This window comes from Psychrobacter sp. GP33, assembly GCF_014119005.1.
Lineage (GTDB): Bacteria > Pseudomonadota > Gammaproteobacteria > Pseudomonadales > Moraxellaceae > Psychrobacter.
In genome coordinates this window covers 78,814-95,830 of the sequence record NZ_JACGYX010000003.1, presented here as the reverse complement: position 1 = coordinate 95,830, position 17,017 = coordinate 78,814, and the positions used below count along the sequence as shown (strand labels likewise).

Sequence of the window (17,017 nt, the reverse complement as noted above, 5' to 3'; positions counted from 1 at the left end):
TCAACCATGCGTGTTCATCTTTAAACAGTATGGTTTTAAAACTTATTATTAAGAAGAGCGTGATGACTTATAAGACTTCTATATCGCCGAATGTAAAAACATTTACGACAGATAATATCCCTTCAATACGAAAATCTTTTTTAACCTCAACTTTGACGTTAAGTATAACTCTCGCATTAACCGCTTTAGTAGCGCCCGCTTATGCCGATGAAAATCGCGCATCGGCTGCCACGATTGATACCAGCGCACCCATTGCCGCACTCTCAAAACTCAGTAGTCTTGATAATGTCAAACCGTTAAAAGTCACTGTACCCACCATTGAACATTTCAATACCAGCTCTGGGGTACCAGTAGCTTTTGTTCGAGCAGAAGCACTACCGATTGTCGATATTGATTTACGCTTTAATGCTGGTAGCGCACGTGACGGTGACATTCGTGCTGATGGTTTTGGCATTGCCAATATGGTAGCAACGATGCTCCCACAAGGCACCACTACATTAGCTGAAGATGACTTTACGCGCGCGGTGGAAACTTTAGGCGTTAATTTAGATAGCAGCGTTTATAAAGATATGTTTATCGTATCCTTGCGCAGCTTGTCTGATGATGAGCACTTATTACCTTCGGTTGAGTTGATGACCCAAATGCTGACCACGCCAAGTTTCGATGCCAAAATTTTAGCGCGTAATAAAGCACGATTATTGGTAGGTTTACAACAACAAAAACAAGACCCTGGCAGCCTTGCCAGCATCGCTTTTAATCAAGCGTTATATGGCACGCACCCTTATGCCCATCCCACTTCCGGTACGCTCGATACAGTCCCCAGTATTACACAAAAGGATCTGACCGATTTTCAAAAACGCTATTTGGTGGCTGCTAATGCATCACTGGCGATAACAGGTAACTTAACCTTAAGCCAAGCCAAAAAAATGGCTGACAGTCTCACTGCTGACCTACCAGTTGGCAAAAAGGCGGCAATGCTGCCAGAGCCTAAACCCTTAACGAAAGCGCAGCATATTCATATTCCTTTTCCCAGCACACAAACAACGGTCTTAATGGGACAATTAGGCGAAAAACGTGCTACTGACCCAAAAGCTCAGCAGCAGCAAACCAACTTTGCCGTTGGCAATGAGGTTCTGGCAGGTGGTGACTTTAATGCCCGTCTGATGACTGAGATTCGCCAAAACCTTGGCTATACTTACGGTATTTCGGGCTCTATGAGTCCCATGCTCGCGCGCGGTCCATACCAGATTGGCTTTGCCACGCGCAATGATAAAGCACGAGCCGCGATTGATGCCAGTATTGAAGTTATCAACGATACTTTAGATAAAGGTATCAACAACGCTGAGATGGAGTTAACCACGGATAACTTAAAGAATAGTTTTCCAATGGGTTTTGCTAGCAATGCTGGAATTAATGGTTTGTTAGGTATGATGAATTTTTATCAATTGCCCGATGATTATTTAAACAACTACATAGCGCGTATTGATAAGGTTCAGCTTCCTGCCGTTAACCAAACGCTACGCGACACGTTGCAGCCCGATACTTTTTTAATCGTAACGGTAGGCGAAAATAATCCATGGAAAAATACTAAAGATAGCAAAAAGGTAAAATAAGTAACGAGCTGAGGCTGATGATATTGCAAGCTAAGAACTTAAGCTTTAATAATTAAGTACTGAGTTCTTAATTATTAAAGCTAATAGTGAAATCATAGGTTAGTTGTTTGGGCGGATACTCAGTACCATTGTAGGACAATCGTATGACATGCTTATCGTAAGAATCAACTCGGTAATCACCATCAGCGAAATTGTGCACACTTGGTACGATTAATAAAGCTTCAATTTTACTATCACTAACCTTAGTACCAATTACCTCACCACTCTGAGGATAAAAAAAGTAATCACAATATTCATTGATCATCACTTCGCCCACGCGTTCAATAGTATTGTCGCCCACCTTTTTTTGTAGCATTTTTGGACATATATCCAAGTGATTAGCGGCTAAACGGGCATGGGAATTGTTAATACTATCTTCGATTTCAGCAATTTGTTGTTTTTTTAACGCTGAATTTTTGTCCCCTGAGGACGCAACAGTCTCTGTAGAGTTATATATATTGATTAGTACCAATACTACAAGAGAAACAATGATAAGAAATATATGAACCAAATTTAACGGTATGGCTAAGTATCGACCCAAATGAAAGTAATGCGTTTTTGTTATTGCTGACCACAAGCTTTTCATAAATCTCACTTATGCCTATTTATTACCCCTATAATCGACAATTTACATAGAAAGGATCAAAATAAGCTTTAAACATAATAATGAACATTAATCCGCCAGTATTAGAACATATTTCCCTCTGAACCTCTCCTCCGCCCATCTGTATTTCCGACCAATTATCTGTTAATTTGAATATTTAGCGATTTCTATATAATATTTATGGATATTAACAGCCTTTGACAAAAGAAATATACACGACCATCAGTTTTTTTCTCTTGTCGTGCGAACTAAATTTATTGAAGGTAAATAATAATAATAACTATATTATGGCATCTTTCGATTAATATCGGCAGGTTGAGTTACTACTGGCATGGTCAAAACCCCATTTACGATAGCCTTGTGTATCCAGATGAATGGCACCGGTTGCATATAAGCCAAGTCCAAAGCTGTAAATCTCACCTTGGTATTGCCAAAACTGACACAAGCCATCTTGCATACTACTGCGTGCCCATAAGTTGTTTTCATATTCAGGCACCCAAATATCTATCGCTCCCGCTGTCATATGCTTACTACTATTAGCACCGCCAGCGCAGGCATTCAAATCAGGGCTACGATATACGGAGCGAATTTCGGCACTACGTGGCAGGACGCCTTGATTTTTTAAATTACTATACAGCCGTAGCGTTGGTACGATATTTGACCATAATTCTTGTGGCGGCAATTGATACGGCTCATAGCCACATTTATCCCAGCTTCGAGCAGTGGTCAACAGCTGCGCCATTGGCGGCACATTTTTGGCACCCAACTGGGCGTTTAGATAACGTTGAAAACTGGCAATTTGTTGAGCGCGATAGCTATTTGTATTAAGCCAGCTATTAAAATCTAGTGCTGTAGATTGACTATAATCGCGATTACCTGTGTTATAAACAGGGTCAGAAGTCGTGTTATAAACAGTATTGTAAGCAGGTAGCTTTTTATTAATATGGACACGCTTACTTTCATCGATTGATAGCTTGGCGTCGAAATCGAACTCACGCTGCTTTTGTTCTATGAGTCCTTGCATACTATCGCCATTTAGCTCATTGCGACTGACCATACGTATGCCATTATCGTCCATGACATTTGGCTGCGCTTTACTAATGTATCCTGTGCCACTGCTTTGTCTCACTTGGACCCGGCGCTCACTACTATCGCTGATGATAGCAGCCTGAACCGTTGCAGCACTCATACCGAAGACAAAGATCGATAAAAATGGTTTAATATTAGCAGAAACAAATGAGAGGATAGTAAGACTATGATCAGACCACAGCACTCGTCTCGTCTTATTAATAATTATGTTTTTCATTGCAAACAGCTGTCTCAAAAAATATGGTATCGATACTACCAAATTTTAAATGGACAGGCTAAAATATCGTCCGTTACACTAGGCTCATTATGGCTTATTAACACTTATCCTTATAAGTTTTAATAATTACGTTACTTGATTGCTATAGAGTTACGGTTTGATGATAGTATTTACGCTTATGTTACGTTGTTTTATGGCTTTTAATTTGCCACTTTTAAACAATCACTAAGTTGCTACAATTAAGTTGTTTTTACACCCGTTTTAAATACATTCTTTTTATAACTTATTTTTTTCCTCTCTATTTTTTCTTTCTTTAGTATAGTCACCTGCCGCCTATGTCTTTTAGCTCACAATATCGCCTGTCACGTCAGAGCTCCTATTTCGATCCTTATTCTGAGACGACTATATGGCAACGCCTGCATCTTGATCCATGGACAACCCTATTATTATTGACCACATGTTGTGTTGGGCTGACTATTTTATATAGTGCTTCCGCTCAAGACAGCGAAATGATTTTACGGCAGATTGCCAGCTATGGTATTGCTTTTGTTGTGATGTTTATTATGGCGCAAATCCCGCCTCGACTTTATTACACCTTTACGCCCATTTTTTATGTTTTAGGTCTGGTGTTATTGGTTTTGGTGGATATTATTGGAGAAGTGCGGATGGGTGCACAGCGCTGGATCAATCTACCAGTATTTGGCAGTGTGCAACCATCGGAGTTTATGAAACTTGGGATGCCGATGATGTGTGCTTGGTTTTTATCCAAGCGTGAATTGCCGCCCTCTTTTTCTAGTATTGCGATAACGTTAATCCTTATCATATTACCTGTTTTATTAATCGCTAAAGAACCTGATTTAGGCACCTCATTACTCGTCGCAGCGAGCGGTTTTTTCGTATTGTTTCTAGCGGGCTTATCATGGTGGATGATTGGCGGTGCTATCGCGTTATCTATACCTATAATGATATTTGCCTGGAATTTTTTATTGCATGACTATCAACAAATGAGAGTGTTGACTTTATTTAATCCAGAAATAGATGCGCAAGGGGCTGGTTGGAATATTATTCAATCGCAAACGGCAATCGGTGCAGGAGGCATCACGGGTAAAGGGTATTTAGATGGTACGCAATCGCATCTTCACTTCTTACCAGAAGGTCATACTGACTTTATCATTGCCGCATTCTCTGAAGAGTTTGGCTTAGTTGGGGTTATACTATTACTCTTTCTCTATGCTTGTCTGCTCAGCCGCGCTCTATACATTACCTTTACTCATCCTGATACTTATAGTCGTCTCTTAGCAGGCGCGATTACTATGTCATTTTTCGTTTACATTTTTGTTAATGTCGGGATGGTTAGTGGTATTTTGCCTGTTGTTGGTGTGCCTCTACCGTTTATCAGCTACGGTGGCACAGCTATTGTGACATTGATGGGTGGGTTTGGCATACTAATGTCGATCAATACTCATAAAAAACTCCTAATGTAAGCTATATAATCCTTTATAACTACACCTTCTATAAAGGATATCACTCCTTGAATGAGTCAATCCACCTCTAAAATATTGGAAGAAAAGCTAGGTGAAGTATTTGAATATTAATATTTATGTAGGATAACCTTCTTAAGCTTACTCTTACTTATCTCATTTAATAATTAATGTTTTATATATACTAAATTAACGAAAAACACTTATATCTACGCTTGTTACTCTTAGGTTTTTACTTTAAAAAGACAGAAAAATAAGCCAATTAAGTTATAACCAATGTGTCTCAATGGTTAATATTTATTAACAAATACTGAATATTAACCTTAATATACCCCTGATATCAGTAATACTAACTATTTGTTTTTATTGGAAATAAATGTAAATATTTATACTTCTTATAGGCTAGCAATCTACTATTTCTTCATATTTTCCCCTAAGTATTAAGACTTGTTTTTTACAAAAAATTGCGTTACTCTCTTTTTACTGTGTTTTTGATACATAAGCCGTACAGAGCTACTAAATAAGTTAGCATTTGATTCTAGTTGGGTGGGAGCTACTCACTATAATAAGAATTCAGACAACTATGACGAGCCACTGAACGGTAATAGAAAATTTAAAAACAAAAATATTCTGTGGTCGTATCTTATCATTACCCTCTACTGACTATAGTGCTGGCTCGAAGTAGGTAATCATCATTTAAAATGGTGATTTGCTATTTCATTATTTTAATAGTAGATTATTGTTGATAATTAATATTTGAAGCATGCTATATTTTTTAAGCGTGACAGTATCTTCTGTCCTGTGAACATATCATTATTGTTAGTATGTCATATGTGTATTTACACGATCGCCCGCAATCTTATGATGAATTAAAAAAATTATCCATATGTTAAAATCTATTAAAGCTTCTGACACTACACTTTCGGGTGATAGTGTATTATACAAGGCTTTAGAGTACGTCTCGTCATTAGAGTGGTCTAATGCAGTCATGCTCAATCTGCGACCGTTAATAGTAAGTTTTAACGTAGATTAGGTTTTAAGGTATAAGTTATAGAGGTATTTATGAATAAGCGTTTATCTGGTTTACTGACTATGTCTTTATGTGTATTTGCGGGCTCAGCAATGGCCTCCAACGTACAGGCAGCAGAATCCAAAACCTCTCTTGTGACTTTGTCTCAAGATAACGCCTCCCATATCGATCGTGTACTCGGCGAACTTACTCGCCAGCATAACAATGCATCAAGCCTAGTTAAATCTGCTCGTCAGCCTACATCACTGGCCCTTAGTAGCTCGTTACTTGCGAGCAATAGCAGTCAAGCAACCGATGATGAAGATGTGCTTGAACGTTTAACCGCAGTAGCATCAAACTCTGTCAGTAAATTTAAGCAAAATGGTTTGGCTTCTTGGTATGGTCGTCAGTTCCATGGTCGTAAAACTGCCAGTGGTGATACCTTTGATATGAATGGTTTAACGGCAGCGCACCGCTCATTGCCATTGAACTGTTATGTGAAAGTGACTAACAAGAGCAATGGTAAGTCTGTTGTGGTAAAAGTAAATGACCGAGGTCCATTCCATGGTAATCGTGTTATGGATTTATCTTATGGCGCAGCCAAGCAGCTTGGCATCACCAGTAAAGGCGTTGGTAATGTATCTATTGAGCGTGTATCTGGACCTTAATTATAGATAATTAATTATTATAGATTTAATTTATTGAATTTGAACTGATTTATTTTATAAAAAAAGTGCCTTGCTATTAATTTAGCAAGGCACTTTTTTATGTATCTATTATTAATCTATCTATCAATTTATTATTAATACCAACATTTATAGCAGTTATAATTCGAAAGCTCTTTGAATGGCATCATCCAATCGTTCTACTGCAATAATGGTAATGCCTGCAAATTGAGCACTATTAGTACTTGGTGCATTGGATTTTGGTACGATAGCATGAGTAAAACCATGCTTCATGGCTTCTTTTAAGCGTTCTTGTCCATTAGGTACTGGACGAATTTCACCCGATAAGCCCACTTCACCAAATACTGCTAATGATGAAGGTAATGCTCGCTCCTTGATACTGGACGCACATGCCAGTAACACTGCTAAGTCTGAGCCCGTCTCGATAACTTTTACTCCACCCACAACGTTGACGTACACATCTTGCCCACTGGTATGAATACCGCCATGACGATGCATAACCGCAAGCAGCATCGATAAGCGCTGAAAATCAAGCCCAAGCGCCATACGTCTTGGCTGTCCTTGCGAATCGTCCACCAGTGCTTGGACTTCCACTAATAATGGACGTGTGCCTTCGCGGCTAACCATCACCACTGACCCAGCAACTGGTTTATCATAGCGACTCAGAAAAATAGCAGAAGGGTTCGCAACTTCTTTTAACCCCATATCTGTCATTCCAAAAATACCCAATTCATTAACCGCGCCAAAGCGATTTTTGACCGCACGAATCATACGAAAACGCGAATCCGATTGTCCTTCAAAATACAAAACCGTATCAACCATGTGTTCAAGCACTCGCGGTCCTGCCAATGTACCTTCTTTTGTCACGTGACCCACTAGAAATAGTGCCGTTCCTGTTTGCTTAGCATAACGAGTCAAAATAGCCGCAGATTCACGAATTTGACTGACGCCGCCGGGTGCAGAATTAATCGCATCGGTATAAATGGTCTGAATCGAGTCAATAATAGCAATGGCAGGCTGTTCTTGTGTTAATGCGGCACAAATAGTCTCAACATTGGTCTCAGCCAATACGCGCAAACGATCCGCTGGCAGATCTAAACGCTTAGCACGCATAGCAACTTGCGCAAGCGACTCCTCACCAGTCACATACAACGCACTGCCTGCTAATGAATCAGCGCGCGCCATATTAGTCGCTGTTTGTAGCAAGATAGTCGATTTACCAATGCCAGGGTCACCACCAATAAGCACTACAGAACCCGCTACCAAGCCGCCACCCAATACTCGATCAAACTCGCTGATTCCTGTCGGCATACGAGTATCCAGCGTCACACTCACAGCATTCAGTGGCATGACCGCACTATGTGTTCCGGCATAGTTACCTGCTTTTGCATCACTGCTAGGGATACGCGGGGTAGCACGACTGCTATGAGGTTTCGCCGTGCTTTTATTATGATGCGGCATGCTAACATTGGGCGCTTCAACCAAGCTGTTCCATTCACCACAATCGGTACATTGCCCTGCCCACTGCCCAAAATGCGCACCGCAATGCTGGCAGATATAGCTACTTTTATTTTTTGCCATGAAATATAAGCCTTATTTAAATTAGCAATTAAGAGTATTTATTATTAATAGACAACGAGAGCAGTTGAGCAATAAAGCATCTAAAAATAGCAAATATTTTAGATACGTCTGCCTCTGCTAGATAAACCGTAATAGGTATAATGATATGAGTAAAATGATAGCTTGAGAAGAAGTAATGTTTTGAATAAGACGATATACAATAAGGATCAGTCTCTAAGCTCAATTGAAAAGACATTACATTGTAGAGAAGTTTGGCGATATATCAAAAAAACATCTGATGCAAACCAGTAGCGTCATAATGATAAACGGTACTGGTCTATAGAAAAGTGATGCGTTTACAAAACGCTAACTCTTATACTTGAAAATCTTTACCCAAATAAACACTTTTCACCAGCTCATTATCTAAGATATCTTGCGGTGTACCTTTAGCAATGATAGCCCCTTCGGATACAATATAGGCTTTTTCACAAATAGCTAAGGTGTCACGGACGTTATGATCGGTGATTAATACACCAATACCGCGATTTTTTAGATTTAAAATAACATCTTTAATATCACCAACAGAAATTGGATCGACACCCGCAAATGGCTCATCCAACAATATAAATTTAGGATTCGCAGCCAAAGCACGAGCAATCTCACAGCGTCGACGCTCACCGCCTGACACACTCATACCGAGCGATTGGCGTACATGCTCTAAATGAAACTCACCAATCAATTTTTCAAGCTCTTGACGTTGTTCTGCTACTGACAGTTCTTTACGGGTTTGCAAAATCGCTAAAATATTATCTTCAATAGATAGTTTGCGGAAGATAGACGCTTCTTGCGGTAAATAACCAATGCCTGCGCGCGCGCGCTCATGCATGGCGTATTTGGACAAATCCATTTTACCTAAAGTGACCCGCCCTTTATCCATATTGACCAGACCAACCACCATATAAAAACTGGTGGTCTTGCCTGCCCCGTTAGGACCCAATAGCCCAACGACTTGCCCTTGTTCAACCGAAAAAGACACATCTTTCACAACCCAGCGCTTACCATATCGCTTGCCCAAGTTCTGCATAACCAAGGTAGGAACGGCTGAGTTTAAATTTAAATCAGTAGTCGATTCTTTTTTGAGCAGTTCATTGTCATAAGGCTCTTTATTAAAGCTGACATGTGCTGACTCATGCACAGTTGCTTGTGCCTGCTGCCCACGGATGTCGTCGTTAGTATTGCCATCATGCTCAGTAACATTATTACCGTTACTACTGGTATTGTTGAAATTATTATCACTCATACCGTACTCTTGCTATTACAAAATTTAAATGAAACTAAGATTGCATTATCATGCTGCTAATTAGCGAATGCTACGCTGGCTGTTACTATTATTGGGCGGGAACACCAATTCAACGCGCTGATTGCCGCCTGCTGTGGCCTCAACATCACCCGCTTTTAGGCTATAACGGATGACATTACCAGCAAAACTTGCTCCATTTTGTACCAGTCTGGCATTACCAGTCAAAGTAACAATGCCTGTAACGGCATTATAGTCAATGGTATTTGCTTGCCCTTTTGCGAGACCCTTTTCTTGAGTCACAATCTGTTGCATCGTTGCAGGTCGACCGGTTGCTACTGCAGAATTAATGCTGCGCCCTTGAGACAGATTAACCGTAATATTATCTGCAGTCATCTTCAGCGAGCCTTGAGTGATAATGACACTGCCTGAATAACTGGTTACCCCGGTACGTTCACTATACGTTGCCTTATCTGCCAAAAGTTTAATAGGCTGATTTGCATCTGACGGCAATGCATGACTGTATAACGGTAGTGCCAGCAACATCATCGTTGATACCGAGCGCACATAACGTGGAACTTGAAGGCGGCGCGATACTGAGCGCACAGTCGGCAAAAAGTCGAATTTCATAAATGATTACTCTTGTGATAATGAATAAATAATGCGCTCAGGCAAACCAGATTAGGTATATTAGATAGATGCTAAATACAAAGACAAACCAGAAAAATAATAGGTTAAGTATAAAGGGCAATGCGACAAAATGGCAGTGCTTTAAAAAAGCGCTTTATCCTTTCGAGCTGCTGGGGTAAAGCTAACCGCAACTTGACCAAACTCATATTCACCAGTTTCAAGATTTGCCTTCATGCTGGACGCTTGAAAACGGTTCATCCCTTGTTCCACTTTAACCGGCTCATTACTATATACCTGCCGTGATTTGGTGTTGCCTTTGAGGGTTTGACCGGTCACTGTAATAGGCTCAATACCCGTTGCTGCTTTTTGCTCTTCACTACTCAAGGTAAAACCGCCTGACAAGCGCAGCTCCCCTGTCTGCTGATTGATAGCAGCGCTGCCAGCTTGAATTCGGTAGCGCTGCTCATCGGACGGTTCCCAATTCATCGTAATGCCGGACATCTCATCTTGATTAGTGACCGGATTATGCGTCAATGACTCTGCGTTTACTTCATATTCCGTCTCACCCTGCTCGTTAGTCTGTACCGCCTTAATATCTGTCGCTTCATAATCCACTTCAGAAGGCGCTATCTTAACAGGAGGTGCGATTTCGCCTTGCTGCTGAAAGAACCAACCAGCAATAACGGCGATAATTAACGCTAAAATAATTAAAACACGAGTATTCACGACAAGTTATCCTGAGCACTACCTAATGAAGAGTGAGGTAATGTGTGATGGGCGATAAAATCTTTATAATATCCATGACCCTTTAAAATAAGATCACAAACCTCTCGCACTGCGCCATAACCACCTGCCCGAGTGGTGACCATATCACTACGGTTGATCACTTCTGAATGCGCATTAGGCACAGTAGCAGCAAAGCCAACTGATTGCATGGCTTTAATATCAGGTAAGTCATCACCCATATAAGCGCAATCAGCGACGCTTATATTAAGCGATTTGTCAATAGTAGACAACAGCTCAGTCAAAGCAACCAGTTTATCATCGCGCCCTTGTATTACGTAATTGACGCCCATTTCAGCAGCCCGTTTATTCACCATAGCACTGCTACGACCGGTAATAATGGCGGTCAAAATACCATAGCGTGCTAATGACTTTACGCCTACACCATCTTGCACTGAAAAGGCTTTAGTCTCAATGCCATCAGCATCATAGATAATCTGCCCATTGGATAAAATACCATCCACATCCATTATGAGCAGCTTAACTTTACCGGCTTTTTTAATTAAATCTTGCATGAGTGGTCTCTTATCTATTTTATTTTTAGTTTGTGATATTTTTAATTTATGACACTTTTATTGGCAACGTTCTTCTATTAATAGCAATTTCTAATTCACATCATTTTTCGGTCATAATACTACAGTATAAAAATGCGCCCTACTTAAAATATAAGCTGCTTGGCAAATAAAAACATTATAGCGTTTAATACTTATTTAACTCCAGCATTTAGCAAGTCATGAACCGTAATAATAGCTTCCAAATGAGCGTTCTCATCCATTACTAATAACTGACCGATAGCATTCTCATTCATAACACTAAGAGCATCAGATGCGCGCATGGTTTTGCTAACATGGCGAGGATTGCGTGTCATTATTTTACCCATAGTCGTGTCAAGATCAATTTCTTTCTCTAAACTACGCCGTAAATCGCCATCAGTAAAGACACCAACAACTTTTTGCGCCTCATCGGTCACCACAGTCATTCCTAGACGACCGTTGGTCATGGTAAATAATGCTGTACGAAGAGGCGCTTGCTCATCAATCACGGGTAGATTTTCCAAGCGCGTATGCATTAAATCCTCAACTCGCGTGAGCAATTGGCGACCAAGCGCGCCAGCTGGATGTGATAAGGCGAAATCCTCAGAAGTAAAATTGCGTGCGTGAACCAGCGCCACGGCAAGCGCATCGCCTAAAGCAAGAGTAGCCGTCGTGCTTGAAGTCGGAGCGAGATTTAACGGACAGGCTTCTTGTGAATGCCCTAAGGTTAAAGCAATGTCGGCAGCATGAGGTAGCATGCCACGCTTATCACGGCTAATACTAATCAGTGGAATACCTAAACGTTTTACTACTGGCAACAACGTTCTGATTTCATCAGATTCGCCAGAGTTAGAGATAGCAATCAACACATCGCCTTTGACCACCATTCCTAAATCGCCATGCCCTGCTTCACCTGGATGCATAAAAAACGATGGGGTTCCGGTAGAAGCAAACGTCGCAGCTATTTTACGACCAATCAGTCCAGACTTACCCATTCCGGTTACTACCACCCGACCTTTACATTCCAAAATAGTATCACAAGCTTGTGCAAACCGATCGTCTATCTGCTCTATGAGTAGTGCAAGTGCCGACTTTTCAGTAGTAATGGCTTCAATAGCGGTCAAGATAAACTGCTCATGGGTTAAGCTTCGGTTAGAATTACTCATAAATGAACTCATTTTTTTGATTCAATAGTGATAAATTACTGTTTTGTTTCACATCATCTGCGCTGTCATTAGTACCGTACTAGGCTTAATATAAAAACTTCATGAAACTTAATAATATTCTCTAAATATAGATACGCTAAAACTTAGAATATATAAGCTATAAGAAGATATGAGGTTAAATGGCTAATTTTAAATTTAATATTAAAAAATAAAGGTAGACAATATAAAAAGACCTACTAATGAGTAGGTCTTTTTATAAGCTAAATAAGAGATAATATCTTTATATGCTGTAGTAACCTATTACCTAGCCATTATTATCATCATCAGTTGGCGTATGATCAAAGCCTGAGTTATCTGCTGGCGGCTCAAAACCTCGGTCTTGACCGAAGCCACCACGCTCAAAACCGCGATCCTGACCAAAGCCGCCGCGCTCAAAACCGCGATCCTGACCGAAGCCACCACGATTAAAGCTACTGCGTCCTGCTGCGAAGCCACGATCTTCATAGCCAGTACTCGGTGTGCTGCTACGCTCATTACTTGTACCACGCTCAGGGCTACTACGCTCAAAGCCACTACCCGTGCTACCTTGATACCCTGATGGCGATCCTTGAACTTGTCCAGTAACGGCTGTAGCGCTACTAGCTCTTGGATTACGCGCTGGCACTACGGTTGAAATGGCATGTTTATAAACCATTTGGCTGACTGTATTTTTAAGTAGCACAACATACTGATCAAATGATTCAATTTGACCTTGTAGTTTAATACCATTTACTAAAAAAATAGAGACAGGGATGCGATCTTTACGCAACGAATTCAAGAACGGATCTTGTAAGGTTTGTCCTTTTGACATGAAATCTCTCCTAAATGGTGTACATATTTATAGTATTAACGCTGGTGTAATTATAATAATTATATTCAGATACAATGATAATTGTTATTAATGAAACGTATCTAAATAGGCATTAACACTGCTTAAGCTATTTTATTGAAATAATCTAGTTAATACGTTTAATCTTGAAACACTTTGTCTTAATATATTAATATTATAACAGTCATGACTATTATGCTTGGAAACTTCTTATTATTCGTTCTTTTATATATGGCATATAGTTATGCATTGTAACTGTAAGCAGCACAGCATCATTTGTGTCATTATATATCTTAGTTTTATTCTAAGTATTTTTAGGTATGGAACGAAATTCATAACTGCTAACGACTATAACAGAAGTTAGCGCAAATAATGAGCTGCCTGTTCCATCGTAATACATGACCTAAAAATAGTATTAAGCGGCCCAATATCAAGTGATTCTGTCAGCATAAATACGCCTGATTGATCATAAGGCAACTGATTCAGCTTACGTAACCAAGTATATTGACGCTTTGCCAGCTGCCTTGTGGCATATAATGCCTTATTTTGCATATGATAACAAGCAAGCGCCTCAGGCGTATTATTTGGCTTTGGTTTTTGTGCCGCTGCCAAAATATCGTTACCTTGAGTCACTTGAACTTGAGACGGCACCTCAACTGGGGCAAATGCTGCATAAAACTGTGCCCTATCTAAATGCGACTGCTCAAATACTGGGTGCTTTATTTGCACCAGATACTCTAATACTTGTCGATAGCCCACACAGCGCATGGAAGGTAGATTTGGTGTCAAAGGATAATGTTCGAGTAAGCCAATTATTTCAGCGACTAGTCCTTCATGCCACATGATATCCAAGCGCTGAGCGATACGCTGATGCAGCCATGCGCGATCAGGCATAATGGTAATGGCATGCCACTGCTGATTTTTATTGTGTGATAAGGCAGATTTTGGCTGGCGCTGCCACTCACTGATAGGCGTATCTGTCTGTAAATAAACCTCAACGGCTCGAGTGATACGCTGGGTATCGGTAGGTTGCAGACGCTGCTGACAAACGGGGTCAACCTTGCCCAAATATTCATATAACGTCTGAATGCCTTCACTTTGTCGCCACGCCTCTACTTGTTGGCGTATATTATCGTCGCTATCAGGTACTGGTGACAATCCATCTAATAGCGCCATGTAGTACATCATCGTTCCGCCAACCAGCAACGGTATCTTGCCGTTTTGATGACAGGTATCAATAAGTCGTGCAACATCTGTGACAAACTCAGCCACACTATAGCTCTGCATGGGATCAATAATATTCACCAAATGATGCGGATAGCGTGCCAGCTCCTCAGCGGTCGGTTTTGCCGTTCCTATATTCATATCGCGGTAGATAAGAGCTGAATCGACGGATATTAACTCATAGCGCCCAGTATCATATAACTCATACGCCAATGCCGTCTTGCCGCTGGCAGTCGGTGCCATCAAGCATACCACGCTATTATCCGCTAATTTATTATACAAACCATGAGATAAGTTACGAGAGGGCGATTGCATATATTTGCCTTGTATAAAAATGGTGGCGTAAATCAATGAACAATGAAGGACAATTAAAAGCGCTTAGCTTATTAATGCGAGCATTTATTATGATGAAGAGGACAACATAATGCTGAGTAACTGCTTAGTATCCATACGAGCGCTCGCATGTTGTTGTAAAGCGTACTCGAACGCAGCTGCAAATTCATCCAAATGCTGAGCCGACAATTGAATGACATGGCTACATATTTGTTGATTAATAATCTGAGCGTTAATGTCCTTTACATCTTTTATCAATAACGGTGGTTCTGCTAAATAAGTGATACCAGCTTTATTAGTAGATTCCAGTTCATCTTTAAATACGGTTTGCCAAATAGTTTGCCAGTTTTTCTCTGTAATCAATAAACACTGATTTTGACTATAAAATAATAGTCCCTGCGCTGAGCGGTCATCCTCTGTCGACAAAAATAGACCTTTACCAGAATAGCTAGGTAAGCTGTTGTCTAGTACCTCTAAGCAATGAGGTAACGTGATGTTATTATTAGAAAGCACTAGAAGTAGTTTATCGTCACAGGCGTTTTCAGATTTAACATCACTAGCGACTAAACCTGTTATTAGTGAACGTTGATAAGGCGTTTGTGATGATGCCACATGCTGGCGCGTGCGTTCATTTTGAACTGAACGACTTCTAGCACCACTTTTATACGATATTTCTTTATTTATCTGCTGTTTGAAATCTAAGATAGGAGTTGATGTTCTTGGGACATTTGTATCGGTAATACCATCTATATTACTAACGCCATCATTAACTACTTTGCTATTTGTAGCACAAATATTACGCTGCAAGCTTTTAAGCTTAATCCCAACCACATGTCCCAAATGCGCCATAATATTATTTAACGGGCTAATTTTTATGCGCTGCTTGGTCGGATGTACATTGATATTGAGCCATTGGGTTGGCAAGTCAAAATACAGTGCATAACCAATACCGTCGAGTTGCGCACTTGCTGCCAGCTGGCGTAATTGATTATTAATGAGCGCTTCTTTAATAAGCCGTCCATTGACGTAAAGTAGTTTTGGCAATGTCGTTTGCGATTGCTGGCTTGTCCATAACCAACCACTAATCATTGCCGATGTTTCTAGCGGTTCTACAGCAGACTGTAGCAAACTGGATAAATCAACGATGATTGGCATGGCGTTGGTCGTTAATGCTGTACCCAATGCTTGCTCAAGCCGCGATAATGGCAAACGGCTATTATTAATATTGGTATCAGTCTCAACCGAACTTGCTGATAGTAATAACCGTTTTTTATTATCATGAAAAAGACTGAGCGTCACATCCGCGCGCGCCAGTGCCACCTCACGAACAATATTTTCAATGTGGGCAAATTCAGTACCAATAGATTTTAGATTGCCGCGCCGCGCTGGTACATTAAAATATAAATCTTTAACGGTAACGGTTGTGCCTCGATTATGGACAACTGGTGTCAGTTTTGGCAAATCCGCTAAGACGCCTGCCACCTGTAACTGGCGACCAACCCCACTGTCATCATGACTGCTCATAAGGGTCAAGCGTGACACCGCCGCCATCGCCGATAGTGCCTCACCGCGAAACCCTAAGGTATTAATCCCTTGTAGGGTAGCAATATCAGCGACTTTGCTGGTTGCATGACGGGTAATTGCCATGACCATATCGTCAGGATGAATGCCTGAACCATTATCCACGACCTCAATCATACCCATACCGCCTTGGGTAATACGCACCTCAATATGAGTCGCGCCAGCATCAATCGCATTCTCAAGCAGCTCTTTGACCACAGCTGCCGGACGCGTGACGACCTCACCGGCTGCCAATTGATTGATCAGTAGCGGTGATAGTTTTTTAATTCGAGTGATAGCAATATTATCCAGCATAGTGGTAAAC

General features: G+C 40.7%; 14 protein-coding genes. 3 read left to right on the top strand and 11 right to left on the bottom strand.

Translation table 11 applies throughout. From position 1 onward, the window contains the following. The first annotated feature begins 62 nt into the window (after positions 1-62). On the top strand, positions 63-1,613 hold the full coding sequence (locus H2245_RS05195; protein WP_182406333.1) for a pitrilysin family protein: 1,551 nt from the start codon (positions 63-65) through the stop codon (positions 1,611-1,613). Positions 1,614-1,680: 67 nt separating this feature from the next. Here H2245_RS05195 and H2245_RS05190 read toward each other — a convergent pair whose 3' ends face one another. Next, a complete protein-coding gene (locus tag H2245_RS05190) occupies positions 1,681-2,238 on the bottom strand; it encodes a hypothetical protein (protein ID WP_182406332.1) in 558 nt (185 codons plus the stop codon). A 319-nt stretch (positions 2,239-2,557) separates the two neighbouring features. Then, positions 2,558-3,562: a D-Ala-D-Ala carboxypeptidase family metallohydrolase gene (locus H2245_RS05185; protein WP_259365091.1), complete on the bottom strand. Its 1,005-nt coding sequence runs from the start codon at positions 3,560-3,562 to the stop codon at positions 2,558-2,560. Positions 3,563-3,897: 335 nt separating this feature from the next. Between H2245_RS05185 and rodA the strand changes: the two genes are divergently transcribed. Both rodA and H2245_RS05175 read left to right on the top strand, forming a co-directional pair. Then, positions 3,898-5,046 (top strand): rod shape-determining protein RodA, encoded by a 1,149-nt coding sequence (gene rodA, locus H2245_RS05180; protein WP_182406331.1) that lies wholly within the window; start codon positions 3,898-3,900, stop codon positions 5,044-5,046. A 1,059-nt stretch (positions 5,047-6,105) separates the two neighbouring features. Continuing rightward, entirely contained in the window at positions 6,106-6,720 is a 615-nt protein-coding gene (locus tag H2245_RS05175; RefSeq protein WP_182406330.1) for a septal ring lytic transglycosylase RlpA family protein, read from the top strand. Between the two features lie 156 nt (positions 6,721-6,876). Here H2245_RS05175 and radA read toward each other — a convergent pair whose 3' ends face one another. From radA to mutL, 9 genes are all read right to left on the bottom strand, one after another. Then, positions 6,877-8,319, bottom strand: a complete 1,443-nt coding sequence (radA, locus tag H2245_RS05170) for a DNA repair protein RadA (RefSeq protein WP_182406329.1) — start codon at positions 8,317-8,319, stop codon at positions 6,877-6,879. Positions 8,320-8,671: 352 nt separating this feature from the next. After that, positions 8,672-9,382 (bottom strand): LPS export ABC transporter ATP-binding protein, encoded by a 711-nt coding sequence (gene lptB, locus H2245_RS05165; RefSeq protein ID WP_182406561.1) that lies wholly within the window; start codon positions 9,380-9,382, stop codon positions 8,672-8,674. A 276-nt stretch (positions 9,383-9,658) separates the two neighbouring features. Next, positions 9,659-10,144, bottom strand: a complete 486-nt coding sequence (gene lptA / locus H2245_RS05160; RefSeq protein ID WP_259365114.1) for a lipopolysaccharide transport periplasmic protein LptA — start codon at positions 10,142-10,144, stop codon at positions 9,659-9,661. A 222-nt stretch (positions 10,145-10,366) separates the two neighbouring features. After that, positions 10,367-10,951: an LPS export ABC transporter periplasmic protein LptC gene (gene lptC / locus H2245_RS05155; RefSeq protein ID WP_182406327.1), complete on the bottom strand. Its 585-nt coding sequence runs from the start codon at positions 10,949-10,951 to the stop codon at positions 10,367-10,369. Then, positions 10,948-11,523 (bottom strand): HAD family hydrolase, encoded by a 576-nt coding sequence (locus H2245_RS05150; protein WP_182406326.1) that lies wholly within the window; start codon positions 11,521-11,523, stop codon positions 10,948-10,950. Before H2245_RS05150 ends, lptC begins: the two co-directional genes overlap by 4 nt. Before the next feature lie 191 nt (positions 11,524-11,714). Continuing rightward, entirely contained in the window at positions 11,715-12,707 is a 993-nt protein-coding gene (locus H2245_RS05145; RefSeq protein WP_182406325.1) for an SIS domain-containing protein, read from the bottom strand. 304 nt (positions 12,708-13,011) lie between these two features. After that, entirely contained in the window at positions 13,012-13,557 is a 546-nt protein-coding gene (gene hfq, locus H2245_RS05140; protein WP_182406324.1) for an RNA chaperone Hfq, read from the bottom strand. Between the two features lie 378 nt (positions 13,558-13,935). Beyond that, on the bottom strand, positions 13,936-15,114 hold the full coding sequence (gene miaA, locus H2245_RS05135; protein ID WP_259365090.1) for a tRNA (adenosine(37)-N6)-dimethylallyltransferase MiaA: 1,179 nt from the start codon (positions 15,112-15,114) through the stop codon (positions 13,936-13,938). Between the two features lie 87 nt (positions 15,115-15,201). Then, positions 15,202-17,007, bottom strand: coding sequence for a DNA mismatch repair endonuclease MutL (gene mutL / locus H2245_RS05130; protein ID WP_182406323.1), 1,806 nt, complete (start codon positions 17,005-17,007; stop codon positions 15,202-15,204). Positions 17,008-17,017: the final 10 nt, after the last annotated feature.